A 24,970-nucleotide genomic window follows, 5' to 3' on the forward strand; every position below is an offset into this window, starting at 1 on the left:
ATGGCGGGGAAGCGGACACGGGGTGGCCGGTAGGCTGGGGAGGAGTTTCACGTGAAACAAAGAGAAGCAAAGACCCCGATCCGCGAAGACTGGATGAACGACGATGCATCGGTACAGGTCCCACACCTGCGGCGAGCTCCGCGCCTCTGACGTCGGTACCGACGTCCGGCTGAGTGGCTGGCTGCACAATCGGCGCGACCTGGGCGGCATCCTCTTCATCGATCTGCGCGATCACTACGGCATCACGCAGCTCGTGGCCCGGCCGGGCACGGAGGCGTACGAGGCGCTGGACAAGCTCTCCAAGGAGACGGTGGTCCGCGTCGACGGCAAGGTCGTCTCGCGCGGCGAGGAGAACGTCAACCCCGAGCTGCCGACCGGTGAGGTCGAGGTCGAGGTCGGTGTGGTCGAGGTGCTGGGCGAGGCGGCCCCGCTCCCCTTCACGATCAACGCCGAGGACGGTGTCAACGAGGAGCGGCGCCTGGAGTACCGCTTCCTGGACCTGCGCCGCGAGCGCATGCACCGCAACATCATGCTGCGTACGCAGGTCATCTCGGCGATCCGCCAGAAGATGACGGCGCTGGGCTTCAACGAGATGGCGACGCCGATCCTGAGCGCCACCTCTCCCGAGGGCGCCCGTGACTTCGTGGTCCCCTCGCGCCTCAACCCGGGCAAGTTCTACGCGCTGCCGCAGGCCCCGCAGCAGTTCAAGCAGCTGCTGATGATCTCCGGCTTCGACCGCTACTTCCAGATCGCGCCCTGCTTCCGGGACGAGGACGCCCGCGCGGACCGTTCGCCGGGCGAGTTCTACCAGCTCGACGTGGAGATGAGCTTCGTCGAGCAGGAGGACGTCTTCCAGCCGATCGAGAAGCTGATGACCGAGCTCTTCGAGGAGTTCGGCAACGGACGCCATGTGACGTCCCCGTTCCCGCGGATCCCGTTCCGCGAGGCGATGCTGAAGTACGGCTCCGACAAGCCGGACCTGCGCGCCAAGCTGGAGCTCGTCGACATCACCGACCTCTTCGAGGGCTCGGAGTTCAAGGCGTTCGCCGGCAAGCACGTGCGCGCGCTGCCGGTACCCGACGTCTCCGGCCAGCCCCGCAAGTTCTTCGACCAGCTCGGCGACTTCGCGGTCACGCAGGGCGCGAAGGGCCTGGCCTGGGTGCGGGTCGGCGAGGACGGCTCGCTGACCGGCCCGATCGCGAAGTTCCTCACCGAGGAGAACGTCGCGGAGCTGACCAAGCGGCTCTCCCTGGCCCCCGGCCACGCCGTGTTCTTCGGCGCGGGCGAGTTCGACGAGGTCTCGAAGATCATGGGCGCGGTCCGTGTCGAGGCCGCCAAGCGGGCCGGGCAGTTCGAGGAGAACGTCTTCCGCTTCTGCTGGATCGTCGACTTCCCGATGTACGAGAAGGACGAGGAGACCGGCGCGATCGACTTCTCGCACAACCCCTTCTCGATGCCGCAGGGCGGCCTGGAGGCCCTGGAGACCCAGGACCCGCTGGACATCCTGGGCTGGCAGTACGACATCGTCTGCAACGGCGTCGAGCTGTCCTCCGGCGCGATCCGGAACCACGAGCCGGAGATCATGCTCAAGGCCTTCGAGATCGCGGGTTACGACCGGGAGACGGTCGAGGAGAAGTTCGCCGGCATGCTCCGCGCGTTCCGCTTCGGCGCCCCGCCGCACGGCGGCATCGCGCCCGGCGTCGACCGCATCGTCATGCTGCTCGCCGACGAGCCCAACATCCGCGAGACCATCGCCTTCCCGCTCAACGGCAACGCCCAGGACCTGATGATGGGCGCCCCGACCGAGCTGGAGGAGTCGCGTCTGAAGGAGCTGCACCTCTCGGTGCGCAAGCCGCAGCCGAAGTAGGCCCGGCAGGGGAAGGGGCCCGGAACCGATGCCGGTTCCGGGCCCTCGCCGTCGTGCACGACGGACGCGGACGGCTCAGCGGGCCACGAACTGGGTGAGGATGGCCTGGACCTCGTAGATGTCGACGCCCTTGGTGAAGGTCTTCTGGATGGGGGCCGGGGATCCCGAGAGCCAGATCTTCAGTTCGGCGTCGAGGTCGAAGGTGCCGGCGGTCTCCACCGCGAAGTGGGTGATGCTGCGGTACGGGATGGAGTGGTACTCCACCTTCTTGCCGGTGATGCCCTGCTTGTCGACCAGGATCAGGCGGCGGTCGGTGAACAGGATGGTGTCGCGGATCAGCAGGAACGCGGCGTGCACCTGCTCGCCGTGGCCCAGCAGACGGGCGTAGTCCTGCTGTGCCTGCGCCGGGTCGACGGTGTGCGCGTTGCCGAAGAGTGCCATGGAACGAGAACCCCCCACGTGAGTGGCGGCGGCCGGGCGGCCGCCTCCGGATGATCCTCGCAAAGCGAGGGGCCCGGGAGAAGGTTCCGCTTCTCCCGGGCCCCTGCTGTTGCGAGCGCGTTACGCGGCGGGCTTCTCCTCGAGACGCGGGAACAGGACCGCGCCCTTGGTGACCGTCGAGCCGACGGGCAGCAGGCCCCAGGTGCCGGCCTCCTGGACCTTCTGGTCCGCGAGGGCCCCGAGGGACGCCTCGGCGCCGAGGGAGTCCCAGAGCTTCTGCGAGGTCTCCGGCATGACCGGGTTGAGGAGGACCGCCACCGCGCGGAGCGACTCCGCCGCCGTGTAGAGGATCGTCGCGAGGCGGGCCTTGCCCTCGTCGGAGGTGTCCTTCGCGACCTTCCAGGGCTCCTGCTCGGTGATGTAGCCGTTGACCTGCTTGACGAAGTCGAAGACGGCCAGGATGCCGCCCTGGAAGTCCAGCTCGTCGCCGATCTTCCGGTCGGCCTCCGCGACGGCCTTCGCCAGGCCGTCGCGGACGGCCTTCTCCGCGTCACCGGACGCCGTCGCCTCCGGCAGCTCGCCGCCGAAGTACTTGCCGACCATGGCCGCCACGCGGGAGGCGAGGTTGCCGTAGTCGTTGGCCAGCTCGCTGGTGTAGCGGGCGGAGAAGTCCTCCCAGGAGAAGGAGCCGTCCTGGCCGAAGGCGATGGCGCGCAGGAAGTACCAGCGGTACGCGTCCACCCCGAAGTGCGAGGTCAGGTCCTGCGGCTTGATGCCGGTCAGGTTGGACTTGCTCATCTTCTCGCCGCCGACCATCAGCCAGCCGTTCGCGGCGACCTTCCCGGGGAGGGGGAGGCCCTGCGCCATCAGCATGGCCGGCCAGATGACCGCGTGGAAGCGCAGGATGTCCTTGCCGACCAGGTGGACGTCGGCGGGGAAGGTCTCCTCGAACTTCTCCGGGTTCTCGTTGTAGCCGACCGCGGTGGCGTAGTTCAGCAGCGCGTCGACCCACACGTAGATGACGTGCTTGTCGTCCCAGGGGACCGGCACGCCCCAGTCGAACGTCGAGCGGGAGATGGACAGGTCCTGCAGGCCCTGGCGGACGAAGTTCACGACCTCGTTGCGGGCGGACTCGGGCTGGATGAAGCCCGGGTTGGCCTCGTAGTGGGCGAGCAGCTTGTCGCCGTACTCGCTCAGCTTGAAGAAGTAGTTCTCCTCGCTGAGGATCTCCACCGGCTTCTTGTGGATCGGGCACAGCTTCTGGCCCGCGTACTCGCCCTCGCCGTCGAGCAGCTCGCCGGGGAGCTTGTACTCCTCGCAGCCCACGCAGTACGGGCCCTCGTAGCCGCCCTTGTAGATCTCACCCTTGTCGTAGAGATCCTGGACGAACTCCTGGACGCGGTCGGTGTGCCGCTTCTGCGTGGTGCGGATGAAGTCGTCGTTCGCGATCTCCAGGTGCGCCCAGAGGGGCTCCCAGGACTCGGTGACGAGCTTGTCCGCCCACTCCTGCGGGCTGACGCCGTTCGCCTCCGCGGTGCGCATGATCTTCTGACCGTGCTCGTCCGTGCCGGTGAGGAACCACACCTTCTCGCCACGCTGACGGTGCCAGCGGGTGAGCACGTCGCCTGCGACGGTCGTGTAGGCGTGGCCCAGGTGAGGAGCGTCGTTGACGTAGTAGATGGGGGTCGAGACGTAGTACGCCTTCGCCCCTTGCTTCTCGGATCCAGTGGCCGCCATGGGCGAAATCCTACTGGTCGCGCAGAGATCGACTCACATGCGTTTCGGGGGGTGGACGAGGGGCTTCCGGTGCCCTGCTCGTCCACCCCCCGGGGGGTGTCGCGTGTGCTCCGCGGTTCCGCGGTGTCCCTACGGGCGCCAGGACGCCAGGACGGCCTCGTAGAGCTCCCGGTCGGTGAGCTCCTTCGGGGTCTCGCCGGCGAGGAAGTGGGCCGTGTTGGGTGCCTTGAGCTTGCGGAGGTAGTCGAAGGCCTTGTTCTCCGGGTCCCCGAAGGCGACGAAGGAGAAGAAGACCGCGGGGTGGGTCTTGGCGGCCTCGGTGAGGGCCTGGGTGGCCGGGGTCTTCGCGTCGGGGGCGCCGTCCGTCTGGAAGACCACCAGGGCGGGGGTGTCGGGGCCGGCGGCGCTCTTGTCGTGGAGGGCGAGGACCTCCGCCACGGCCGCGTGGTAGCTGGTACGGCCCATGCGGCCGAGGGAGGCGTGCAGGGTGTCGATCTTGTTCTCGTGGTCGGTGAGGGTGAGCTCGCCGGTGCCGTCGAGCTCGGTGGAGAAGAAGACGACCTTGACCGTGGCCTCGGGGTCGAGGTGGGCGGCGAGGGCGAGGGTCTGCTCGGCGAGGGCCTGGGCGGAGCCGTCCTTGTAGTACGGGCGCATGGAGGCGGAGCGGTCGAGCACGAGGTAGACCTTGGCGCGGGTGCCGGTGAGGCCGTTCTTCTCGAGGGCGGCGCCGGCGGCCTCGTGGGCGGTGGCGAGGAGGGGGGTGAGGTCGCCTGCGGCGGGCTCGGGGGTGTCCTCGGCCTCGGGGGCGGGTTCGCCTGCGGCGGGCTCGGGGGTGTCCTCGCTCTTGGGAGCGGCTTCGTCTGCGGCGGGCGTGGGTGGGGCTTCGGCCTCGGCTTCGCCTTCGGCCGGGGTGGTGTTCCCACCCGCACCACCCGTGCGGCTTTCGTCGTCGGGTGCGGGGGGTGCCTGTGGGGCGTCCTCGCCGTCGGCGGCTGCGGGCCCAGGCTCGGGCTCGGGCTCGGAGGTGCTTTCGGCGGCCGGTTCGGGCTTCGCCTCGGGTTCGGGTTCCGGGGTGGGCTCGGGTTCGGGCTTCGCCTCGGGCTCAGGTTCCGGGGTGGTTTCGGCGGTCGGTTCGGGCTTCGCCTCGGGTTCGGGTTCCGGGGTCGTTTCGGATGCCGCCTCCGGCTCCGCCTTGGGTTCGGGCTCGGTTTCGGTGACCGGTTCCGGGGTGGGCTCGGGGGTGGCTTCGGATGCCGCCTCCGGCTTCGCCTCGGGCTCGGTTTCGGCTGCCGGTTCCGGGGTCGTTTCGGGTTCCGGCTTCGCCTCGGGCTCGGGCTCGGGGGTCGTTTCGGCTGCCGCCTCCGGCTTTGCCTCGGGCTCAGGTTCCGGGGTGGCTTCGGCGGCCGGTTCCGGCTTCGTCTCGGGTTCGGGGGTGGCTTCGGCCGCCGCCTCCGGCTTCGCCTCGGGCTCGGGGGAGGCCGGGGTCTCCGGCTCGGGAGCCGGGGTCGGGGCGGTCTCGGGTTCCGGAGTCGGAGTGGCCTCGGGTTCCGGGGTCGTTTCCTCCGGCGCGGCCGGGGTCTCCCCGGCGGGGGCCGTCGGGGCCGGGCGGTCGTCCGAGGGGGTGGGCTTCGGCACCGACACGTTGGCGAAGGCCGCGGCGACGAGGTCGTGCTCCTCGCGGGGCTCCGGGACGGAGGCCGTGCGGGAGGGCGGCGTGGGCTCGGGGGACGGCGACGGGAGCTTCGGGGCCGCGGGCGTGTCCGCGGCGGGCTCCGGGGACGGCTCGGGCGACGCCGTCGTGGCCGTGCCCTCCGTCGTCTCGGCGGCCTGCGCCGCACCCTCCGCCTCGGCGGTCTTCGCTTTGCGTGATCGTCCGAACGCGTTCCGCAAGAGAGTGAGAATGCCCATGTGCGCAACCCTTCGCGTGAGTTGATGCCCGTCGATCCCTGGCCAGGACGGACACGTAAGGTTAGCGGCCTCCGCGGACGATCTTGGGCAGGGTCACGGCTCCGACGACGCGCCTGTCAAGGGCGGCATCCGGCCTGCCGCCGGTCCGGGACGGTCGGTCCGCGCAACTCCCTTGGTGCCGTCGCAGGTTCACTCGCCGTTCATCCGGACGCCCGACTACCGCACATATGTGCTCCTACGGTCACGCTGACACCCTGGGCACCCAAGGAGAGAACACGTGCGCAAGCTGCTCCCGTTGATCGGAACGCCGTCCGGTTCGCACCCCGGAGGCCGGTCCGCCATGACCTGTCGTTTCCGGTGTGGTGACGCCTGCTTCCATGAGGTGCCCAACACCAGCTCCAACGAGTACGTCGGCGACGTCATCGCCGGTGCCCTCAGCCGGCGGTCCGTGATGCGGGCCGCCGCCGTCGTCACCGTCGCCGCGGCCGGTGCCGGCGCGGTCGGCGTCGCGGGCGCGCCCGAGGCGCAGGCGGCGCCCGCCGCCCAGGGCGGCCCCCGCAAGCCCGAGGGCGCCCGCGGGCTGCGGTTCACGCCCGTTGCGCCCAACACCGCCGACGCCGTCACCGTGCCGGAGGGCTACCGGCAGAACGTCGTCATCCGCTGGGGCGAGCCCATCCTGCGCGGCGCGCCCGCCTTCGACCCGGAGAAGCAGACCGCCGCGGCGCAGGCCGGGCAGTTCGGCTACAACTGCGACTTCCTGGCGCTGATGCCCCTGAAGGGCGAGCGCGGCCGGCAGCTGCTCGTCGCCAACCACGAGTACACCGACGAGATCCTCATGTTCCGGGGCTACGACTCCGAGAACCCCACCCGGGAGCAGGTGGAGATCGCCTGGGCCGCGCACGGGCTGGCGGTGGTCGCGGTGGAGGAGGACCACCGCAGCGGGAAGCTGACGCCCGTCACCCGGCACCCCCTCAACCGGCGCCTGACCGCCACCTCCGAGTTCCGGCTCACCGGGCCCGTCGCCGGGGCCGACCTGGTGAAGACCTCCGCCGACCCGAGCGGCACCAAGGTGCGCGGCACCCTCAACAACTGCGCGGGCGGCACCACCCCGTGGGGCACGACCCTGCACGCCGAGGAGAACTTCAACCAGTACTTCGCCCACGGCAGCCGGGCGACCGACAAGCGGTACGGGATCGGCACCGGCACCACCGAGCGCAAGTGGGAGCGGTTCGACAAGCGGTTCGACCTCGCCCAGGAGCCGAACGAGGTGCACCGCTTCGGGTACGTCGTCGAGCTCGACCCGTACGACCCGGACTCCGTCCCGCGCAAGCGCACCGCGCTCGGCCGGTTCAAGCACGAGGCCGCGACCGTGCGGCTGACGCACGACGGGCGCCCGGTCGTGTACTCCGGGGACGACGAGCGGTTCGACTACTTCTACAAGTTCGTCGGCAGCAAGCGGATGCGGCCCGGCAACAGCCGCTCCGCCCGCGAGCACAACCTGACGCTGCTCGACGAGGGCACGCTGTACGTCGCCAAGCTGACCGGCGACTCCCCGGCCATCGAGATCGACGGCACCGGCAAGCTGCCGAAGGACGGCGAGTTCGACGGCAGCGGTCAGTGGATCCCGCTGGCCACCGCCACCGCCGACGGCGCCGTCTCGCACGTCGAGGGCATGACCGCCGAGGAGGTCTTCGTCTTCACGCGGCTGGCCGGCGACAAGGTGGGCGCCACCAAGATGGACCGTCCCGAGGACATCGAGCCCAACCCGGTCACCGGCAAGGTCTACGTCGCCCTCACCAACAACTCCAACCGCGGGGTCGGCTCGAACCCGGGGGCGGACGAGGCCAACCCGCGCAACGCCAACAAGCACGGTCACGTCCTGGAGCTGACCGAGCGCTGGAACCGGCCGGAGAGCACGAAGTTCGCCTGGTCGCTGTTCCTGGTCGCGGGCGACCCGGAGGACCCGGCGACCTACTTCGCCGGGTTCCCGAAGGACTCCGTCAGCCCGATCTCCTGCCCGGACAACGTCGCCTTCGACGCCCACGGCAACCTGTGGATCTCCACCGACGGCAGTGCCCTCGGCTCCCACGACGGCCTGTTCGGCGTCGCCACGCGCGGAAGCCGGCGCGGTGAGCTGAAGCAGTTCCTGACCGTGCCGAGGGGCGCGGAGACCTGCGGCCCGGTCATCCAGGACCGGCGCGTGCTGGTCGCCGTGCAGCACCCGGGTGAGGTGGACGGGGCGTCGGTGGAGAAGCCCGCCAGCACCTGGCCCGACGGTCCCGGCCGCCACGTCCGCCCCGCCGTGGTCGCGGTGTGGCGCGCGGACGGGCGGGACATCGGCGTCTGACGCCCGGGAGGCGCCGGGGTCCCGGCGCCCCGGTGTTCCCGCGTTCCGTCCCGGGGTACGCGTGCCGTCACGGGAGGGCTGGAGCGGGTGCCCCCGACCCGCCGCGCTCCAGCCACTCCCGGTACGCCGGCGCCTGTTGCGCCACCTCCCGGTAGGCCTCGGCCAGGTCGGGATAGACGTCCGCCAGCTCCGTGTCGGTCCGGGCCGCCAGCAGCAGCCGCACCCCGAGCGGGTCGCCGTGCAGCCGGCGGACCGCCGTCTCGGGTCGGGAGGGCGAGGTCGGCTGGCAGACGGTGACGACCTCGCCGGTGGCGACCAGGGACGCGGCGGTGTGGTAGTCGCCGTGCAGGACAGGGGGGTCGAGGCCGGCGGCGCGCAGGACGCGGCGCACGGCGTCCCACTCGCCGTCGACCGTCGGGTCGATCATCCAGCGGTCCCGGGCCAGGTCGGACAGGCGGACGACCGGGCGCCCGGCGGCCGGGTGGTCGGCCGGCAGGGAGACGAACTGCGGTTCGCGCTCGACGAGCACGCGCGTGCGGAGCGTCGGGGGGATGCGCAGGGGGCAGCCCTCCACCTCGTGCACGAAGGCCACGTCGAGCTGGCCGTCGGCCACCATGCGCAGCAGGGCGTTGGCGGAGACGTCCATGTGCAGGGTGGGCTCCCGGCAGTGCCGGCGCAGTCGGCGCAACCAGCCCGCCAGCGCCCGGCTGGCGGTGGAACCGATGCGCAGGTGCCGTCCGCCGACGGCGGCGGCGCGGGCCTCGGTGACCAGGGAGTTCAGTTCGGCCACGAGCGGGCGGGCGCGGCTGAGCACCAGCCGGCCCAGCGGGGTGGGGCGGCAGCCGGTGTGCGTGCGGACGAACAGGGTGCCGCCCAGCTCCTGTTCGATGCGCCGCAACTGGGTGCTCAACGAAGGCTGAGCCACGCCGAGTTGGCGTGCGGCGCGGTGCAGGCTGCCGGTGTCGGCGATGGCGCACAGCGCCCTGAGGTGCCTGACCTCAAGCTCCATGCCCTGGGAGGGTAAGGCGGAAGTTCAGGTTTCACCAGACACACAAACCCCGGCCGAACCGGCGGAGTCGGGCAGAGGGAGGCGTATCTCCGGGGGCGATAGCGCGGGTTTATCGCCGGTTGCCATCATCACAGCCGCCGTGCGGGCGCGGACACTCACCGGTGACGCTCTGGCTCATCCCCCACCTCAAGGAGTCATCGATGCGCATGCGCATGCCCCTGTCCGTGCTCACCGCCGCCGGTCTGAGCCTCACGGCCCTCGGTCTCGGTACGGCCGTACCGGCCTCGGCCGCCGAAGCCCCGGACGCCGGCGCCGCGTTCGCCGCCTACGCCGGTTCCTCCGAGGAGGCCGCGGCCAACCGCGCCTTCTTCGAGGCCGTGCTGAAGTCGGCGGCCGAGAAGCGCGCCGCCAACCCGACGAGCGCGGCGGCCGTCACGGTCGTCTACAACGCCTCCCAGGCGCCCACGTTCGCCACGCAGATAGCCCGCAGCACGCAGATCTGGAACAGCTCGGTGTCGAACGTGAGACTCCAGGCGGGCACGTCGGGCGCCGACTTCTCGTACCGCGAGGGCAACGACCCGCGCGGCTCGTACGCCTCCACCGACGGCCACGGACGCGGCTACATCTTCCTCGACTACCGGCAGAACCAGGTCTACAACTCCACGCGCGTGACCGCGCACGAGACCGGCCACGTGCTCGGCCTGCCGGACCACTACTCGGGTCCGTGCAGCGAGCTGATGTCCGGCGGCGGGCCCGGCCCGTCCTGCACCAACGCCACCCCGAACGCCGCGGAGCGGTCCCGGGTGAACCAGCTGTGGGCGAACGGCTTCGCCGCCGCGCTGGACAAGGCGCTGCAGAAGTCCGCGCGGTAGCAACGGACCTCGCGCGCCTCGTGTGCGCGGTCGCGGGCCGTCCCTCTCCCGGGGCGGCCCGCGGGTGCGTCACCGGCGGGCGTGCAGCGTGAGGTCGACGACCAGCGCGCGGTGGTCGGTGTCGGCGAGGTCGAGGAAGCGGGCCCGGCGCGCGGTGAACTCCTCGGACACCAGGACGTGGTCGATCTGGACGCCGAACGCCGGAGCGGTGCGGGCCGGCCAGGTCGGCGTCCGGTCGGCCCCGTCCAGCCGGGTCGCGTCGCGCAGGCCGGTGTCGAGGATGCGGCGGAAGGCGGCGTGGTCCTGGGAGGCGTTGAAGTCCCCGGCGAGCACGGTCGGGGTGTCCGGGTCGGCGGCGGCCGCGGCGCGCAGCCTGCCGAGCTCCCGCCGCCAGAGGTCCTCCTGGCCGGGGAGCGGCGGCATGGGGTGGGCGAGCTGGAGCCGTACGGCGTGCCCGTCGACGTCGGCGACGGCGCCGGGCATGCCCATGGTGCCGGGGACGCCCTCGGCGGCTTCCAGCGGGAAGCGGCTGAGGAGGACGGAGCCCTCGGAGCCCCCGCCCGCCACGGCCCGCCGGTGCGGATAGGCGTCCGCCAGCTCCCGCTTCAGCGCGGCGTCGCAGGTGTACTCGCACTCCTGGACGAACACGAGGTCGGGCTTCTCGCGGCGCACGGCGTCGATCAGGGAGCCGGTGCCCCGCCCGAACTCCACGTTCGAGGTCAGCACCCGCAGCCCGGCGACGGGCGGCCCGGTCGGCTCGCCGGTCTTCCCGTACGGCTCGATGAACCAGGCCAGCAGGCCGAGCAGGGCCACGCCCCACACGGCGCCGGTCCACCACCGGGCGCGCAGGGTGAACAGCAGCCCGGCGGCCGTGGGCACGAGCAGCCAGGGCAGGAAGGCGAGGAGCTGCGGCACGGGGGTGACGCCGTCGGTGTCGGCGGCCCGGCAGCCGACGACCACGCTCACCCCGGCGAACAGCAGCGCCGCGCACCAGGCGGCCGGCCGCCGCCTTCCGTCCCGCCGCCCGGTCCCGCTCCCGTCCGTCCACTCGGCAGTCGCAGTGTCCAAAGGTCCCGGCCTTCCGCTCGCGGATGGGATGCCCGAATCCTCCCTCAAGGACGAAGGAGGGCGGCGGGGGGTTGCCGCGGACGGCCGTGGGACCGGCGGTGTCAGACGCGGGCCCGGGCCGGCGCCGGGGTGGTGACGGCGGGGGCGGGGGGCGTGCGGTGGGTGCGGTGGCCCGCCAGCCAGGAGACGAGGGCCACCGTCAGCCCGAGCGCGAGCAGCAGCCAGGACGCCGTGCGCAGGGTGGCCGTGAGGGCGTCGTAGACCGCGCCCGCCGCCGGGCGGTGGACCCGGTCGGGCAGGTCGGCCAGGGTGAGGCGGCGGCCGAGGACGACCGCGAGGGCGAGCAGGGCGCCGCCCAGGGCCGTGCCGAGGCCGGCCGCGGTGAGCGCACGGCGGCGGCAGGCGGCGACGGCGATGCCGGTGACGGCGAGGACGGCGGTCGCGAGCGGCAGCCAGGAGGCGGCGGCGTCCAGCGCGTGGTACCCCTTCCGGAGCCCGGCCACCTCCTCGGCCGGCACCACGGCGACCTCGGTGCGCTCGACCGGGATGCGGTGGGCCAGCGGCATGTGGTCGGCGGCGAGGTGCGCCCTGACCCGCGCGGCGACGGGGGCCAGGTCGACGGTGACCGGCCCCCGGACGGCCCCGTCCTCGCGCACGGCGCGCAGCACCGCGTCGTGGACGGCCAGGTTCCCCGCCTCCCACGCCGTGCGGAAGGCCTCGGTGCGGGTGAACGAGTGCACCGCCTCCCGCACGAACGGCCCGAGCGCGCCGTTCGCCGCCTCCGCGCCCAGCTTCCGCGCGATTCCGTCCCCGAGGGCGTCGGCGAGCACGTCGGCGACCGCGTCGCGCACGGCGGGGTCGTCGGCCAGCGGTGCCGTCGTGCTGACGTACCGCCCGGTGTCGGCCAGATCGAACACCGCCCAGGCCGCGAGCGCGCCGCACGGGGCGAGCAGGCACGCCAGGGCGACCAGCGCCGCCGACAGGGCGTTGCGCAGCCGGGCGTGCGGCCGGTCGCGGCAGGGGGCCGTGCGGGGCGTGCCGCGGGGGGACGCGGGGTGGCGGGGAGCGCCGCCGGAGGGCCCGCCGGCGGAGGGTTCGTCGTGGAGGGGCACCCCTCCAGGCAAGGTGCCGGGGACCGGGTGCGCGAGTGCCGGCGGCGCGTACGGGTGCACCGGGCGGGCCGAACGGGTACCCCGTGCCCGTCACGTCCGTGCCGGGGGGTCCGCCCCGGCGCGCCGGGCCCCGTCGTGCTCCGCCCCGTCGGGGGGTGCACCGGGGTGGGCCCGCCCGTCCCGCGGACGGGCCGTCATGTGACGCGGCGGCGGCCCTGCGCGTCCTCGCGCGTGTAGTAGCGGTAGAACAGGAGTACGAAAGAGCCCGCCGCGACGATCAGTCCCAGCCATATGCACCGCAGCACGGACTCGTTGGACTGGCTGACCAGGAAACCGACCGCGCTGCCGATGAAGGCGGCCCAGGCCGCCGCGTGCATCTCGCGCCGGAGTTTCGGGGCGACGGCCTGGAGGGCCAGGTAGACGACGAAGAACACGATCCCGGAGAGGAAGCCGAACAGGAAGTTCCCGACGGTGATGGGGCCGCCGTAGCGCTGGTTGGCCGCCGCCCAGTAACCGAAGACCACGGCCATGACGAGGGGGACCGCCACCCTCGCGATCCGGTGGATCCGTTCGTCGAAGATGTCGGGTGTGCGGGGCCGTCCGCCCCTGGGCCGGGCCTGGGGTGCCGCGTAAGTCATGGAAAGCCCTCCTCCTTCTCTCCTCGCCCCCGCCTACCAGGGCACACCGGCCGGGAGCCGTCGGCAAGTCGGCCACCGGACCCGTCCGGGGAACGCGCCCGCGCGCCCCCGCGGTCCGCCCCGGGAACGGATGCGGGCCGGGCGTCCGCGTGTTTCGCTGGGGCCGTGAGCCAGGGCAGCGGGGGACACGGCCCGCACGACCGGTACCCCCGGGCCGGTCGCAGCCCTGCCGTGCACCGGTTCGACCTGCTGTACGTGCGGGGACACGATGTCGCCTGGCTGCCGCCGCTGCTGCTGCTGCTCGTCATCCCCGCGATCGACTACGGGACCGGCGGCGACTTCCGGACCCTCTCCTGGATCGTGCTGGTGCCGGGCATCTCCGCCGCGATCTGCGGGGTGCGGGGCACGGCCGTGTTCTCGGTGCTCGCCCTCCTCCTCTACACCGCCGTGGACAGCGCGTGGCCGCACGAGTACCAGTCGGGGCTGCCCGACTTCATCCTCGTCGCCGCCGGCGGCATCCTCGCCACGCTGGCCTGCGCGGTGCGGGTGAACGGGGAGCACCGCGCGCTGCACATGCGGGACGTCGCCGACACCGTCCGCCGCACCCTGCTGCGCCCCCTGCCGCCGGACTGGGGCGGCCTGGAGCACGCCGGTGTCTACCTCACCGCGGACGTCCAGGCCCGCGTCGGCGGCGACTTCTACGACATCCAGCCGGGCCCGCACGGCACCCGGGTGCTCGTCGGCGACGTCCAGGGCAAGGGACTGGGCGCGGTGGAGACGGCGGCGGTGCTGCTCGGCACCTTCCGCGAGGCCGGCTACCACGAGCCGGATCCGGCGAGCGTCGCGCAGCACCTGGAGACCCGGATGCTGCGGCACCGCGAGTACACCACGGCTCTCGGCCGGCGCGACGGCGACCGGTTCGCCACCGCCGTACTGCTCTCCTTCCCGGCGGACCGGACCGACGTGGTGGACGTCGTCGTCTTCGGCCACGAGCCCCCGCTGGCGGTCAGCCCCGACGGCGTGCGGTACCTGCCGAGCGGCGGGGGGCTCCCGCTCGGCTTCGGCGACCTCGCGCCGGGCCCGCCGGGCGTGCGCCGGGTGTCGGTCGCCCCCGACGAGACGCTGCTGATGGTCACCGACGGGGTGACCGAGGCCCGGGACGCCGACGGCACGTTCTACAACCTCGCCGCCGACGTGGCCCGGGCGGTGGTGGCGGACCCGCGCGCCACCCGGCCGGCCCGGCTGGTCGCCCTCGTCCGGGACGGGACGCTGCGGCACAGCCACGGCCACCTGGTCGACGACACCACGGCCTTCGCGGTACGGCGGGCGCGCATCCCGGGGGGCGAAGACCCCGAAGGGGGACGTTCACCGTCCTGAGACCCCCTTCGCAGCCGCAGCGGTTACCGTGCTGCCCTGACTGATCGACAGGGGGAGGGACCATGACCGGAACCGTGCTGCTGCTGGCGGCCTCGCCGCTGGGCCGCGGACGACTGGTGGACGCGGCGTCCGTGCTCCCGGTCCTCGCGGCGGTGCCGCCCGCCGTGCTCGCCGGCACCGACACCGCGAACGTCGTCGAACTCGCCGATCCGCTGCAGCCGCAGGCCGTGCTGACCCGGCTGCGTGCGGCCGCCGCCGCCCCCGGGCCGCTGACCGTGTACATCACCGGCCAGCTCCAGCTCGACCGCCGCCAACGGCTGCCGCACCTGGCGCTGGCCCGGACGACCGCGTCCACCGTGCGGTACACGGCGTTCCCCTGGCACTGGTTCCGGGAGGAGCTCCGGCTGCGGCCGACGGGCGCGACGACGCTGGTCCTGGACCTGCACGCCGACCCGGAGACCTGGCAGTCGCTGAACACGCCCCGGCCGCCGGGCCCGGCCCCGGACCCCCTCGACTGCGGCCCCGGCAACGCCGTTTACGGGCGCATCGCCCCGCCGCCGTCCCGCCGCGGTGTCGCGGCACCGGCGTACATGAAGGCGGTCGCGACGATTCTGCGCAGCGGACGGCGTCCGCCGGACGAGGAGCTGCACCAGCAGGCGCTGACCCGGATCGCCCCGGAGAGCTCGGGCGCCGACCTGGTGCTGGCCCGGCGCGGTCCCGTCCCGGGCGACCCGCACGCGGCCCTCACCGCCGCCGTGCGCTCCGGCCGCCACACGGACGCCGACGCGCTCGCCGCACGCCTCGAGCAGGCCGCCGGCCTGGCGCACGGTCCCGCCTCCGAGGAGGCGCTGCACTGGGCCGAGGTCAGGGCGGACCTGGCGATGCTGGCCGGCGACGCGGTGCGCAGCTGCCGTGCCTGGCTGGCGGTGGCCACCGCGCGGCTGGCCGCCGGCCAGGCGGCGGACGCGCCCGCCGTCGAGACGGCCGTGGACCGGGCGCACCACCAGTGGGGCCGGATCGGCGAACCGGCACGGGCCCGCGAACTGGGCCCGGCACTGGCGGAGTTGCGGAGCCGGGTGCCCGGCCGGCGCAAGGGCGCCCTGGACCACGTGCAGCGTCAGCTACGGCAGTTGCAGACACAGGACTGACCGGCGGGTGCAGGACCGGCCGGCAGACGCAGGGCCGGATGACAGGCGCAGGGCCGACCGGAGGGCGCAGGGCCGACCGGCAGGTGCAGGACCGGCCGGCAGGCCGGGGCCGGCCGGCGTCGAGGCCCCGCGGACCACGGCCCCGCCGGACCGTCGCGGGCGGGCCCTAACGCACCGCCGCCTCCACCGGGGCGGTGGTCCGCGGTCCGGGCTCGGGGTGAGTGGCTCTGGCCGGGCCGGCATTGGCCGCCAGGATCAGCGCGGCGACCGCGACGACGGCCGCGGCGAAGCCTCTGGCGTAACGCTCGGTGGTGCGTGTGCGTTCCAGCACGGCGACCTCGCAACAGCGACGGGTTAAACAAGCTTAATCAGCGGTTTAACCTAGGGGCTGTCGGTCGCGAACGGCAAGGGGGGCTGGGGGAGTTGGGCGTTGCTGAGCGGGACGACCCGGAAACCATCGGGCGCCGGGTGCAGAAGCTGCGGGTGGAACGCGGACTGACCCAGAAACAGCTGGCCGAACCGGTGTACACGCCCGCCTACGTCTCCACCCTGGAGTCCGGACGGGTGCGTCCCTCCGACGACGCCCTGCGGCACCTCGCGGACCGGCTCGGAGTAGCGTTCGACGAACTGGCGACCGGGCGTTCGGCCCGGCTCGTCACCGAGCTGCGGCTGCGGCTGACCGGGGCGCAGCGCACCCTCGCCGCCGGGGAGGCCGAGGCCGCGGTGGAGGAGTACACCGGGCTGCTGGCCGAGGCGGAGGCGCACGGCCTGGCCGAGGAGCGGGCCGCCGCGCTCCTCGGGCTCGGGGAGTGCGCGCTGGAGACGGGCGAACTGGTCACCGGCCGCGAGTACTTCGAGCGGGCGGAGCGGTGCCTCGCCGACGCGCCGCTGCCCGCCCGGGTGCCGGCGCTGCGCGGACGGGCCGTCGCGCACTACCTCGCCGGGGAACTGCGGTACGCGGTCTACCTGCTGGAGACCACGATCGACGAGCTGAACCGGGGCGGTCTGCACGACCCGGACGCGCTGCTGCTGCTGTACACCGGCGCGATCGGCCCGTACATGGACATGGGCGCGTACGTACGGGCCGCCCAGGCGGCGGAGTTCGCGCTGGCGCTCGCGCCGCAGTCCCAGAACCCCGAGCTGGTGGCGCGCATGCACCGGTCGGTGGCCCGCACCCTGCTCGCCGAGGGCCGCGTCGCCGAGGCCGACGCCTCGCTGGCGAAGGCGGCGGAGCTGTACCGGGAGCTGCACCTGCGCACCGAGCTGGCCAACTGCCACTGGATGCGCGGGTACGTGTACGCGCAGAACGGCGAGCTGGAGCGGGCGGAGAAGGAGCTGCGCGAGGCGCTGGAGATGCTGTCGGCCCGGCGCGCGTCCCTGTACAGCAGCCAGGTCACCGTCGAGCTGGCCGACGTACTGCACCGGCGCGGCCGTTCGCGGGAGGCGGCGGACCTGCTGCGGGGCGTGCTCGGCGGCCTCTCCCCCGAGCGGGGCGCGGTGCACGCGGCGGCGGCGCACCGGCTGCTCGGCATCATCGCCGAGGACGCCCGCGAGACCGAGCGGGCCGAGGAGCACTACGTCCGCGCGATGAGCCTGCTGGAACGCGCGGGCGCCGCCGGTGACCTGGCCGACCTGTGCCGCCTCCTCGGCGACCTGCTGCGCCGCACCGGCCGCGTCGAGGCGGCCCTGGACGCCTACCGCACCGGCCTCGGCCACCGCACGGCCCCGGGCACGACGACCCTGGGACCGGCCCCCGCGCAGCCCCCGGTGTGAACGGCGGGCGCGGCGTGCCGCACCGGCCCCCGCGCGGTGTCCGGCCCGCGGGCCGGACTGCGTGCGTCCGTTTCCGGCGGGGAGACCCCGGGGGCGACCCGGAGCGTGTTTCGGTACGGGCGGAGAGGGTAGCCGGGGCTCCGTCGGCCGGTGACGTGCGAGGGAGGCGATGGTCGTGCGCCCCAGGGACGACCCTGGTGGCGACCCGGGTCAGGGCCGCTTCCGGGGCTGCGACGGCCATGGCCACGAGTGGGCGGCCGACGCGATCGCGGCCCGTGTGCGCGGTGCCGAGCCCGGGGAGGTGCCGGGCCGGCTGTGCACGATGGCCGTCGAACTGCTGCCGGTGGACGGTGCGAGCGTGTCGCTGCGCAGTGAGGGCATGCCCGTACAGCTCGGCGCGAGCAGCGAGCACGCCGCGTATCTCGCCCAGCTCCAGGCCACCCTGGGGGACGGCCCCTGCCGGTGGGCGCTCCAGACGCGGGCGCCCGTGCTCGTCCGCGACCTCACGGCCGAGTCCTGCGTCCACCGCTGGCCCGTCTTCGCCCAGCAGGCCCTCGTCGCCGGCGTGCGGGCCGTGTACGCGATCCCGCTGGGCAGCGATTCCGTGTGCGTCGGCACGCTCGACCTCTACCGCGACACCCCCGGCGGACTCACCGACGACCAATTGCGCGTGGCGCGGCTGGTGGCCGGTGTCATGACGGCGGCGCTGATGGAGCTGCCGCACGGCGAGGAGTACGGGCTCCAGGGCGGCGAGCCCTGGCTGAGCGGGCTGGCCGTCGACCAGGACACGATCTACCAGGCCGTCGGCATGATCATGGCCCAGCTGGGGGTCGGCGCCGACGAGGCCCTGGCCCGCCTGCGCGGCGACGCCTTCGCCCACGACCGCACCGCCCTCGACGTGGCCCGGGACGTGGTGGCGCACCGCAGACGGTTCGACGTCTCCTGAACAGCGGACCCGTCAACCCGCCTTGCGGCGCGTAGGGTTGCCGGTCATGGACGCAACGATTCTGCTCCTTGTCTTCCTGGTGGTCCTGAGCGGCATCTCGATCAGGAGCCGCATCGCCGCGGCCGACCGCCGCGTGGCCCGGGTCGAGCGCAAACTCGACCTGGTGCTGGAGCACTTGGGGCTGCGCGAGGAGATACCGAGGCTGGACGAGATCGTCGCGCTCGTGCGGGAGGGGAAGACGGTGCAGGCGGTCAAGGTGTACCGGGAGGCCACGGGCGCCGACCTGGTCGAGGCCAAGCAGGCCGTGGACCGCCTCGGCTGAACCGCCGCCGGGGGCCGGCCGCCCGCGCCGTCAGACCCGGGCCCGTGCCTGCCGCCCGATCTCCGACAGCCGCTCCGCCCCGAACCGCGTCACCCCCAGCGTGACCTCGGACAGCACCGCGCCGAAGCCGCCGTTGGTGAGGGTGATGGTGTTCTCGCCGACCCGGACCGCCGCGACGTCCACGGTGAGGCGCATCGGCTCGCCGTCGGCCGCCTCACCGGTCAGCGTGACCCGCAGGGCCGCCCGCGCGTCCCCGGCCTCCGACAGCGGCAGTTCCTCCACCCGGACGTCCTGCGCACCGGCCCGCGCGGTCGCCGTGAACCGCTCGCACGTCCGGGGCAGTGTGCCGAGCCGGTCCAGGACGCGGTCCACGTCGGCGGGCGGGTGCGCGGAGACCTGGTAGCGCAGCTGGGTGTCGTCGGAGGAGTCGTCCAGCGCCACCACGGCGCGCGGTCCGGTCGGCTCGCCGAACAGCTCCTCCGTGTAGAGGACGTCGAGCAGCCACCGGCAGTCGGCGTGCTCCGCGTCCGCCTTGAGCACGCCGTCCCGCCAGGTCGCCGCGCCCCGGGTCGGCACCCACGGCGCCCCCAGGTCCGCCTCCGTGACCAGCGCCGCCCGGACCTGCTCCTCGCTCAGCTCGGGCGGTGCCGGTGTGGGCGTGGGCTGCTCGACGGCCGGGGCGGCGGTGGCGGAGGGCGCCTGGGCGGAGGCGGGCGGGACGGGGGCCGCCCGGACCGTCCCCCGCCCGTCGGCGGAGCAGGCCGCCGCGGCCAGCAGGGCGGTCACCGACAGCGCGGAGACGAGGAGGGCACGGGCGGTGGCCGGGGCACGGGTCATCGGGGGCGCCTCCTGGTGGAGCCGGGCTGCTCAAGATCGGATCTGTGTCCCTACGGCACCACCGGGCCGCCCGTCCCACCAGCGCGGCGGGCCGTCCGGGTGAGACGGGCCCACCGGGCAGGCCCCGCCCTCCACGGTCCCCGCCCTCGCCGTGCGGACCGCGGTGCGCGGCACCGGGCTCCGGGACGCCGCGTAGGGTCACGGGCAGGCCGCGTGGCAGAAGCGCGGTGGAAGGAGTCCTCGCCGTGCCGAACGGTCAGCCCATTCCGGTGATCATCGACTGCGACACCGGTGTCGACGACGCCCTGGCCCTGCTCTTCGCCGCGCGCCACCCGGGCATCGACCTGCGCGCGGTGACCTGCGTGGCCGGCAACACGGACGTGGACGGTGTCGTCCGCAACACGCTGACCGTGCTGGAGCGGGCGGGCGCGGCCGACGTCCCGGTGGCCCGGGGCGCCGAGCGCCCGCTGATCGAGGCCCCGCGCTCCGCGCGCCACGTCCACGGCCACGACGGCATGGGCGACCTCGGTCTGCCCGCCCCGCGCCGCACCCCGGCCGACGTGGACGCGGTGACCCTGCTGCGGCGCGAGATCCTCGCCTCCCCGCGTCCGGTGACCCTGGTGCCGACCGCCCCGCTGACGAACATCGCCCTGCTGCTGCGCACCCACCCCGAGGTCACCCGCAACATCGAGCGGATCGTCTTCATGGGCGGCGCGGCGGGCGCCGGCAACGCCACGCCGGTCGCCGAGTTCAACGTCTGGCACGACCCGGAGGCCGCCGCGATCCTGCTCACCGCCGGGGTGCCGATCACGATGTACGGCCTGGACGTGTTCACCCGGGTCGTCGTCCCGGCGGCGGACGTCCGCCGGCTGCGGGCGAGCGCCGAACCGGGTGCCCGGCTGGCCGGCGAACTGCTGGCCCACCGTCCGGCCACCCCCGGCAGCCGTCCCGACGACCCGACGGAGGACGCCGGCGGCCTCGGCGACGCGGGCGCGCTGTGCGCGGTCGCCGACCCGGAGGGGCTGACCACCCGCCGTCTCCCCGTCGAGGTCTCCCTGGCCCCCGGCCCGGCCCGCGGCCAGACGGTCGTCGACCGCCGCCCCCGCGTGGGCGAGTCCGAGCTCCACGAGGGCACGCGCGAGCAGCCGCTGGTGGACGTCGGACTGGACGTGGACGTGGAGCGGTACGTGGGGCTCTACCTGGCGACGGTCGAGGGGACGGGGAACGGCACCGGGTGACGGCTCGCCGCTGGGGTGCGGAGCGTCCGCGCGACCGCTCTGACGACCGGGTGGGCCGACCCGGCAGCACGTGGTCGAGAAGGTGAATTTTCCGGTGTTGTGGGACAGATTCTCCTTTGTCACTCGCACACACCCAGAGGAGACCGCGTGACCGACCGCCCCGCCACGCCCGACCCCCGGCCGTCGCACCCCGCCCCCGAGACCACGCCCGACCTCTCCCCCAAGAACCCCGACTGGTGGCGGCAGGCCGTCGTCTACCAGGTCTATCCGCGCAGCTTCGCCGACGCCGACGGCGACGGGCTCGGCGACCTGCGCGGCATCACCCGACGCCTCACCCACCTCGCCGCCCTGGGCGTGGACGCCCTCTGGATGAGCCCCTTCTACCCCTCCGAGCTGGCCGACGGCGGCTACGACGTCGCCGACCCGCGCGACGTCGACCCGCGCCTGGGCACCCTCGACGACTTCGACGCGCTCGTCGCCGAGGCCCACCGGCTCGGTCTGAAGGTGATCGTCGACATCGTCCCCAACCACACCTCCCACCAGCACGTCTGGTTCCAGGAGGCGCTGCGCGCCGGCCCGGGCTCCCCGGCCCGCGACCGCTACGTCTTCCGTGACGGCCGCGGCCCGCGGGGCGAGCTGCCGCCCACCGACTGGCAGTCCGTCTTCGGCGGCAGCGCCTGGCAGCGGGTGCCCGACGGGCAGTGGTACCTGCACCTGTTCGCCGCCGAGCAGCCCGACCTCAACTGGGGCCACCCGGACGTCCGCGCCGACGCCCGCACCACCCTGCGGTTCTGGTCCGACCGGGGCGTGGACGGCTTCCGCGTGGACGTCGCGCACGCCCTCACCAAGGACCTGAGCGAGCCGCTGCGCGACCTCGGCGCCCCCGAGCTGAGCGGCGAGGCCGCCCTCGCCGAGTTCCCGCCCGGCACCCACCCGCTCTACGACCGCGACGAGGTGCACGAGATCTACCGCGACTGGCGCAAGATCCTCGACGCCTACTCCCCGCCCCGCATGGCCGTCGCCGAGGCCTGGGTCCCCGGCGCCCGCCGCGCCCTGTACGCCCGTCCGGACGAGCTGGGCCAGGCCTTCAACTTCGAGTACCTGAAGACGCCGTGGGACGCCGACGCGCTCCGCCAGGTCATCACCGACTCGCTGGAGACCGCCCGCGCCGCCGGCGCCTCGGCCACCTGGGTCCTGTCCAACCACGACGTCGTCCGCCACGCCTCCCGCCTGATGCTGCCGCCGGACACGGACGAGAACGCCTGGCTGCTGTCCGGCGGCAGGGCCCCCGCCGTCGACCCGGACGCGGGACTGCGCCGGGCCCGCGCCGCCACCCTGCTGATGCTGGCGCTGCCCGGCTCGGCGTACGTCTACCAGGGCGAGGAACTCGGCCTGCCCGAGGTCGCCGACCTGCCCACCGAGGTCCTCCAGGACCCGATCTGGGAGCAGACGGGGCGCGTCCGCAAGGGCCGCGACGGATGCCGGGTGCCGCTGCCGTGGACGACCACCGGCCCGTCGTACGGCTTCGGCGCGAACGGGGCCTGGCTGCCGCAGCCGCCCGGCTTCGCCGCGTACGCCGTCGAGGCCCAGGACGGGGTCGAGGGCTCGACCCTGGAGCTGTACCGCACGGCGCTGCGCCTGCGCCGCAAGCTGATCGAGGACGAGACGCTGACCTGGGCGCAGGAGACCCCGCACGGGGTCCTCCAGTTCGACCGCGGCAGCGGCTGGCGCTGTGTGACCAACCTGTCCCCCGACCCGGTCGGCCTCCCCGCGGGCGAGGTCCTGCTGACCAGCGCGCCCCTGGAGGACGGCCGGCTGGGCCCCGACACGACGGCGTGGCTGGCCCGCTGAGCCGGGCGCCGCGCGGTCCCGGCCGGTCTCCTCGGGGCGGGCCGGGACCACCCGTACGGGTCTCCTCGCGGGCGGCCCGCGCGCACACCGCGCAGAATCGCTTCCGGGTGTGTCCGTGACGCCCGGTGCCCGAAGCCCGCAGTCTGCCCAGGGAGCCCGCCGACGATGAACAGGTCGAGGAAGACAGCGGCCGTCGTACTGGCCGCGGCCGGCGTCCTCGCGGGCGTGTGGCCGGCGGCCGGGTCGTACGCCGCGGCCGACGACCGCGCCGCTCCGGCGCCCGCTCCCTGGGTCCTGTGGGGCGAGGTGACGATCCCGCCCGGGCGGGAGGGCACCGTCGAGGCCGCGGGCTTCACCGACCCGCCCCCCGGCACCGGCTCCACCCTGACCCTGACGGCCCCCGCCGGGACCCGGGTGACCGGTGTGCCCCTCGACGCCCCGGGCTACCGGGGCTCGGTGGCCGCCGACGGACGGACCGCCGCGTACACCGCGACCTCGGCCCGGCGGCAGGGGCGCGAGGGAACCTTCCCCTTCGTGCTGGCGATGTCCGCGGACGCCGTGCCCGGGACCCGGCTGAGCGGCTGCACCCTGCGGGTGGCCGACGCGGACGGCGTGCCCCTGGCCACCGGCGGCTGTCAGGTGACCGTGGGACTGCCCGAGCCGGTCCTGACCCGGCCGGAGTCCGGGGTGCCGCTCGGCACGCGGCCGGCGATCGCCGGTACGGCCCATCCGGGCGCGCGGGTCACCGTCTCGGACAAGGACGGCGAGGTGTGCGCCGCCACCGCCGGGCCCGAGGGGCACTGGAACTGCACGCCCGGCCCGGCCCTTCCGGCCGGCCCCAACCGGCTGCAGGCCACCGCCACGCTGAACGGGGTGAGCGCGGTGAGCGAGCAGATCCAGATCACGGTGGGGGACGCCGCCCCCGACCGGCGGCACACCGCCCACCGGTAGCGCACGCACGCCCGGCCCGCCGGGCACAGACCGCCCGCTCCACTTCGGGGCGGGCGTCATCGGGGAGGGGAGCGGTCAGACGTGTCCCGGGCCGCCGCTGCCGAAGCCGCCGCTGGAGCCGGGCAGCCAGCGCTTGCGGACCTGGTCCTTCCCCGTCCTGGTACTGGCGTGGTGGAGCTCGTAGGGCATGAGCCGTGCGCCGCTCTTCGGCGACAGAGGCACCTCGTCCGGCTCGCGTATCTCCCGCATCTCGCGGACCGCGCCGCCGTCCGGCAGTCTGGTCTGCTCCTCGGGGGTGGGGCGGTGTTCCTCACGGTCCATGACCTGCATGCCGATGCGTACGGCCCAGATCAGCGCGCCGGCTACGACCAGTCCGCCGACGAAGGCCCCGATCAGGCTCCACACTTGCGCACTTGCGGCCAGAAGTTCGTACGTTGCCGTGCTCATGGTCCGATTATGGATGACGAAATGCGATAAAGCTCCCGGAATGTCCGAAACGGAGAGCGGGCCCTCGGGACGCCCCCGCCTCGTTCGGCCCGTCCCGGCGGGCGGCCCGCCCCGCGGAGTGACAGATTGCGGTCAGCGGGAAGGCCGGGCCGGACCGTCGCGTCCCCACGTGTGCAGCTCGGGGCTCGGCCCGGCCTTCCCGCGCGCCGTCTCCGGGAGCCCCGCCCGCCACGGTCGCCGGCCGGCCCCCGCACCGCCCGGGAGGCCGTGCCCCGCGTCTCCGGGCCGTCCGCGGGCCGGGTGGTGCCTCCTGTTCCCGGGCGCGGGACCCGCGGGCGCTCACTCGATCTCGCGCATCATCTTCTCCATCGAGCCGACCGCGAGCCGGGTCTGCGTCAGTTCGTCCAGCAGGTGCCGCTGCTCGTCGGTGGTGCGGCGCTGCAGCTCCACGGTGTCCTCCAGGAGCCGCGCGTACCGGGTCGCGAGTTCCTTGTACTGCTCCTCGCGCGCGGCCAGCATCCGGGCCCGCCAGGTGGCCGCGACCTGCCAGACGATCACGATCATCAGGCTGAAGAACCCGGCCGCGCCGACGGCGCCGACCAGGACTCCGAGCTCCTCGGCCCCGGCGGCGTGCGTCACCAGCTCCTCGTTCATTTCGCTTCCTCTTCCGCGTCCTCTTGGGCGCCTCGGTCCGGCCGGCCCGCGGTCCGGTCGGCGGTGTCGTCCCCGGGGCCGTCCCCGGTGCCGGTGAGCGTTGCGGCCGCGCGGGCGATGACGTGCGGGGTGAGTTCGTAGACGAACGGCGTGACGTCGTAGTACTTCATCGTCCTGCCGTCCTCCGCGAGCTCGCGCGTACCGGTGACGAGACCGGCCGCCTCCAGCCGCTGCAGGTGCATGTGCAGCAACGGGCGGCCCATGCCGATCTCGCGGGCCAGTGCGCTGACGTAGTTCCGGTTCTCCAGGAGCGCCGCGACGATCCGCATGCGGTGCGGGTTGCCGAGCGCGGAGAGCACCTTCAGCAACGCGTCACCCGTGGTCACCCCGTGCGGGACCTCGGGCATCGCGGCCCCCTTCCCTCGTA

Annotated in this window: 23 protein-coding genes; 11 read left to right on the plus strand and 12 right to left on the minus strand. The window is 74.0% G+C overall.

Features of this window, described 5'->3' with window-relative positions; all coding sequences use genetic code 11:
- Window positions 1-103 precede the first annotated feature (103 nt).
- Complete coding sequence (gene aspS, locus CP969_RS20295) at window positions 104-1,867, plus strand: aspartate--tRNA ligase (RefSeq protein WP_004985740.1); 1,764 nt, start codon at window positions 104-106, stop codon at window positions 1,865-1,867.
- A 75-nt stretch (window positions 1,868-1,942) separates the two neighbouring features.
- Here aspS and CP969_RS20300 read toward each other — a convergent pair whose 3' ends face one another.
- The 3 genes from CP969_RS20300 to CP969_RS20310 form a co-directional block, all read right to left on the minus strand.
- Window positions 1,943-2,308 (minus strand): PH domain-containing protein, encoded by a 366-nt coding sequence (locus CP969_RS20300; protein WP_004985738.1) that lies wholly within the window; start codon window positions 2,306-2,308, stop codon window positions 1,943-1,945.
- 120 nt (window positions 2,309-2,428) lie between these two features.
- Window positions 2,429-4,045, minus strand: coding sequence for a methionine--tRNA ligase (metG, locus tag CP969_RS20305; RefSeq protein WP_016825427.1), 1,617 nt, complete (start codon window positions 4,043-4,045; stop codon window positions 2,429-2,431).
- 129 nt (window positions 4,046-4,174) lie between these two features.
- Entirely contained in the window at window positions 4,175-5,953 is a 1,779-nt protein-coding gene (locus CP969_RS20310) for a VWA domain-containing protein (protein WP_016825426.1), read from the minus strand.
- A 277-nt stretch (window positions 5,954-6,230) separates the two neighbouring features.
- On the opposite strand from CP969_RS20310, the gene CP969_RS20315 reads away from it, so the two are divergent.
- Window positions 6,231-8,300, plus strand: coding sequence for a PhoX family protein (locus CP969_RS20315; RefSeq protein ID WP_026085035.1), 2,070 nt, complete (start codon window positions 6,231-6,233; stop codon window positions 8,298-8,300).
- A 67-nt stretch (window positions 8,301-8,367) separates the two neighbouring features.
- Here CP969_RS20315 and CP969_RS20320 read toward each other — a convergent pair whose 3' ends face one another.
- Window positions 8,368-9,309 (minus strand): LysR family transcriptional regulator, encoded by a 942-nt coding sequence (locus CP969_RS20320; RefSeq protein ID WP_004985733.1) that lies wholly within the window; start codon window positions 9,307-9,309, stop codon window positions 8,368-8,370.
- 200 nt (window positions 9,310-9,509) lie between these two features.
- Here CP969_RS20320 and snpA point away from each other — a divergent pair, with 200 nt between their 5' ends.
- On the plus strand, window positions 9,510-10,181 hold the full coding sequence (gene snpA / locus CP969_RS20325) for a snapalysin (protein WP_004985731.1): 672 nt from the start codon (window positions 9,510-9,512) through the stop codon (window positions 10,179-10,181).
- A 69-nt stretch (window positions 10,182-10,250) separates the two neighbouring features.
- Here snpA and CP969_RS20330 read toward each other — a convergent pair whose 3' ends face one another.
- The 3 genes from CP969_RS20330 to CP969_RS20340 all read right to left on the minus strand — a co-directional run bounded on the left by CP969_RS20330 (window position 10,251) and on the right by CP969_RS20340 (window position 12,999).
- A complete protein-coding gene (locus CP969_RS20330) occupies window positions 10,251-11,249 on the minus strand; it encodes an endonuclease/exonuclease/phosphatase family protein (protein ID WP_016825424.1) in 999 nt (332 codons plus the stop codon).
- A 101-nt stretch (window positions 11,250-11,350) separates the two neighbouring features.
- A complete protein-coding gene (locus CP969_RS20335; RefSeq protein WP_004985726.1) occupies window positions 11,351-12,244 on the minus strand; it encodes a cyclic pyranopterin monophosphate synthase MoaC in 894 nt (297 codons plus the stop codon).
- Between the two features lie 311 nt (window positions 12,245-12,555).
- Window positions 12,556-12,999, minus strand: coding sequence for a hypothetical protein (locus CP969_RS20340; protein ID WP_016825422.1), 444 nt, complete (start codon window positions 12,997-12,999; stop codon window positions 12,556-12,558).
- Window positions 13,000-13,164: 165 nt separating this feature from the next.
- Here CP969_RS20340 and CP969_RS20345 point away from each other — a divergent pair, with 165 nt between their 5' ends.
- On the plus strand, window positions 13,165-14,376 hold the full coding sequence (locus tag CP969_RS20345) for a PP2C family protein-serine/threonine phosphatase (protein WP_026085034.1): 1,212 nt from the start codon (window positions 13,165-13,167) through the stop codon (window positions 14,374-14,376).
- Between the two features lie 62 nt (window positions 14,377-14,438).
- Window positions 14,439-15,524, plus strand: coding sequence for a hypothetical protein (locus CP969_RS20350; protein WP_016825420.1), 1,086 nt, complete (start codon window positions 14,439-14,441; stop codon window positions 15,522-15,524).
- Window positions 15,525-15,690: 166 nt separating this feature from the next.
- Here CP969_RS20350 and CP969_RS33280 read toward each other — a convergent pair whose 3' ends face one another.
- Window positions 15,691-15,855: a hypothetical protein gene (locus CP969_RS33280; protein ID WP_004985714.1), complete on the minus strand. Its 165-nt coding sequence runs from the start codon at window positions 15,853-15,855 to the stop codon at window positions 15,691-15,693.
- Window positions 15,856-15,947: 92 nt separating this feature from the next.
- Here CP969_RS33280 and CP969_RS20355 point away from each other — a divergent pair, with 92 nt between their 5' ends.
- From CP969_RS20355 to CP969_RS20365, 3 genes are all read left to right on the plus strand, one after another.
- The gene (locus tag CP969_RS20355) at window positions 15,948-17,297 is read left to right on the plus strand and encodes a helix-turn-helix domain-containing protein (RefSeq protein WP_004985712.1); all 1,350 of its coding nucleotides are present in this window, start codon (window positions 15,948-15,950) and stop codon (window positions 17,295-17,297) included.
- Between the two features lie 169 nt (window positions 17,298-17,466).
- A complete protein-coding gene (locus tag CP969_RS20360) occupies window positions 17,467-18,243 on the plus strand; it encodes a GAF and ANTAR domain-containing protein (RefSeq protein ID WP_004985708.1) in 777 nt (258 codons plus the stop codon).
- A gap of 46 nt (window positions 18,244-18,289) precedes the next feature.
- Window positions 18,290-18,565, plus strand: coding sequence for a hypothetical protein (locus CP969_RS20365; RefSeq protein ID WP_016825418.1), 276 nt, complete (start codon window positions 18,290-18,292; stop codon window positions 18,563-18,565).
- A gap of 30 nt (window positions 18,566-18,595) precedes the next feature.
- On the opposite strand, the gene CP969_RS20370 is transcribed toward CP969_RS20365, so the two are convergent.
- On the minus strand, window positions 18,596-19,402 hold the full coding sequence (locus CP969_RS20370) for a hypothetical protein (RefSeq protein WP_016825417.1): 807 nt from the start codon (window positions 19,400-19,402) through the stop codon (window positions 18,596-18,598).
- A gap of 245 nt (window positions 19,403-19,647) precedes the next feature.
- Here CP969_RS20370 and CP969_RS20375 point away from each other — a divergent pair, with 245 nt between their 5' ends.
- From CP969_RS20375 to CP969_RS20385, 3 genes are all read left to right on the plus strand, one after another.
- The gene (locus CP969_RS20375) at window positions 19,648-20,640 is read left to right on the plus strand and encodes a nucleoside hydrolase (RefSeq protein ID WP_026085032.1); all 993 of its coding nucleotides are present in this window, start codon (window positions 19,648-19,650) and stop codon (window positions 20,638-20,640) included.
- A 147-nt stretch (window positions 20,641-20,787) separates the two neighbouring features.
- Window positions 20,788-22,491, plus strand: coding sequence for a glycoside hydrolase family 13 protein (locus tag CP969_RS20380; protein ID WP_016825415.1), 1,704 nt, complete (start codon window positions 20,788-20,790; stop codon window positions 22,489-22,491).
- A 165-nt stretch (window positions 22,492-22,656) separates the two neighbouring features.
- Window positions 22,657-23,442, plus strand: a complete 786-nt coding sequence (locus CP969_RS20385) for an Ig-like domain-containing protein (RefSeq protein ID WP_016825414.1) — start codon at window positions 22,657-22,659, stop codon at window positions 23,440-23,442.
- Between the two features lie 75 nt (window positions 23,443-23,517).
- Here the strand turns inward: CP969_RS20385 and CP969_RS20390 are convergent, their stop codons facing one another.
- From CP969_RS20390 to CP969_RS20400, 3 genes are all read right to left on the minus strand, one after another.
- Window positions 23,518-23,889, minus strand: coding sequence for a DUF6479 family protein (locus tag CP969_RS20390; RefSeq protein ID WP_026085031.1), 372 nt, complete (start codon window positions 23,887-23,889; stop codon window positions 23,518-23,520).
- Window positions 23,890-24,228: 339 nt separating this feature from the next.
- The gene (locus tag CP969_RS20395) at window positions 24,229-24,543 is read right to left on the minus strand and encodes a hypothetical protein (RefSeq protein ID WP_016825412.1); all 315 of its coding nucleotides are present in this window, start codon (window positions 24,541-24,543) and stop codon (window positions 24,229-24,231) included.
- Window positions 24,540-24,950 (minus strand): ArsR/SmtB family transcription factor, encoded by a 411-nt coding sequence (locus CP969_RS20400; RefSeq protein ID WP_004985687.1) that lies wholly within the window; start codon window positions 24,948-24,950, stop codon window positions 24,540-24,542. Before CP969_RS20400 ends, CP969_RS20395 begins: the two co-directional genes overlap by 4 nt.
- Between the last annotated feature and the right edge of the window lie 20 nt (window positions 24,951-24,970).

It is taken from the genome of Streptomyces viridosporus T7A (genome assembly GCF_008704515.1).
Classification (GTDB): domain Bacteria; phylum Actinomycetota; class Actinomycetes; order Streptomycetales; family Streptomycetaceae; genus Streptomyces; species Streptomyces viridosporus.

What these genes read in the sequence shown, in the direction of transcription:
- snpA (WP_004985731.1), top strand. Translation starts at nt 9,510, where the DNA reads ATGCGCATGCGCATGCCCCTGTCCGTGCTCACCGCCGCCGGTCTGAGC.
- CP969_RS20365 (WP_016825418.1), top strand. Translation starts at nt 18,290, where the DNA reads ATGGACGCAACGATTCTGCTCCTTGTCTTCCTGGTGGTCCTGAGCGGC.
- aspS (WP_004985740.1), top strand. Translation starts at nt 104, where the DNA reads ATGCATCGGTACAGGTCCCACACCTGCGGCGAGCTCCGCGCCTCTGAC.
- CP969_RS20400 (WP_004985687.1), bottom strand. Translation starts at nt 24,950, where the DNA reads ATGCCCGAGGTCCCGCACGGGGTGACCACGGGTGACGCGTTGCTGAAG.
- CP969_RS20350 (WP_016825420.1), top strand. Translation starts at nt 14,439, where the DNA reads ATGACCGGAACCGTGCTGCTGCTGGCGGCCTCGCCGCTGGGCCGCGGA.
- metG (WP_016825427.1), bottom strand. Translation starts at nt 4,045, where the DNA reads ATGGCGGCCACTGGATCCGAGAAGCAAGGGGCGAAGGCGTACTACGTC.
- CP969_RS20385 (WP_016825414.1), top strand. Translation starts at nt 22,657, where the DNA reads ATGAACAGGTCGAGGAAGACAGCGGCCGTCGTACTGGCCGCGGCCGGC.
- CP969_RS20340 (WP_016825422.1), bottom strand. Translation starts at nt 12,999, where the DNA reads ATGACTTACGCGGCACCCCAGGCCCGGCCCAGGGGCGGACGGCCCCGC.
- CP969_RS20360 (WP_004985708.1), top strand. Translation starts at nt 17,467, where the DNA reads ATGGTCGTGCGCCCCAGGGACGACCCTGGTGGCGACCCGGGTCAGGGC.
- CP969_RS20395 (WP_016825412.1), bottom strand. Translation starts at nt 24,543, where the DNA reads ATGAACGAGGAGCTGGTGACGCACGCCGCCGGGGCCGAGGAGCTCGGA.
- CP969_RS20390 (WP_026085031.1), bottom strand. Translation starts at nt 23,889, where the DNA reads ATGAGCACGGCAACGTACGAACTTCTGGCCGCAAGTGCGCAAGTGTGG.
- CP969_RS20300 (WP_004985738.1), bottom strand. Translation starts at nt 2,308, where the DNA reads ATGGCACTCTTCGGCAACGCGCACACCGTCGACCCGGCGCAGGCACAG.
- CP969_RS20370 (WP_016825417.1), bottom strand. Translation starts at nt 19,402, where the DNA reads ATGACCCGTGCCCCGGCCACCGCCCGTGCCCTCCTCGTCTCCGCGCTG.
- CP969_RS20310 (WP_016825426.1), bottom strand. Translation starts at nt 5,953, where the DNA reads ATGGGCATTCTCACTCTCTTGCGGAACGCGTTCGGACGATCACGCAAA.
- CP969_RS20320 (WP_004985733.1), bottom strand. Translation starts at nt 9,309, where the DNA reads ATGGAGCTTGAGGTCAGGCACCTCAGGGCGCTGTGCGCCATCGCCGAC.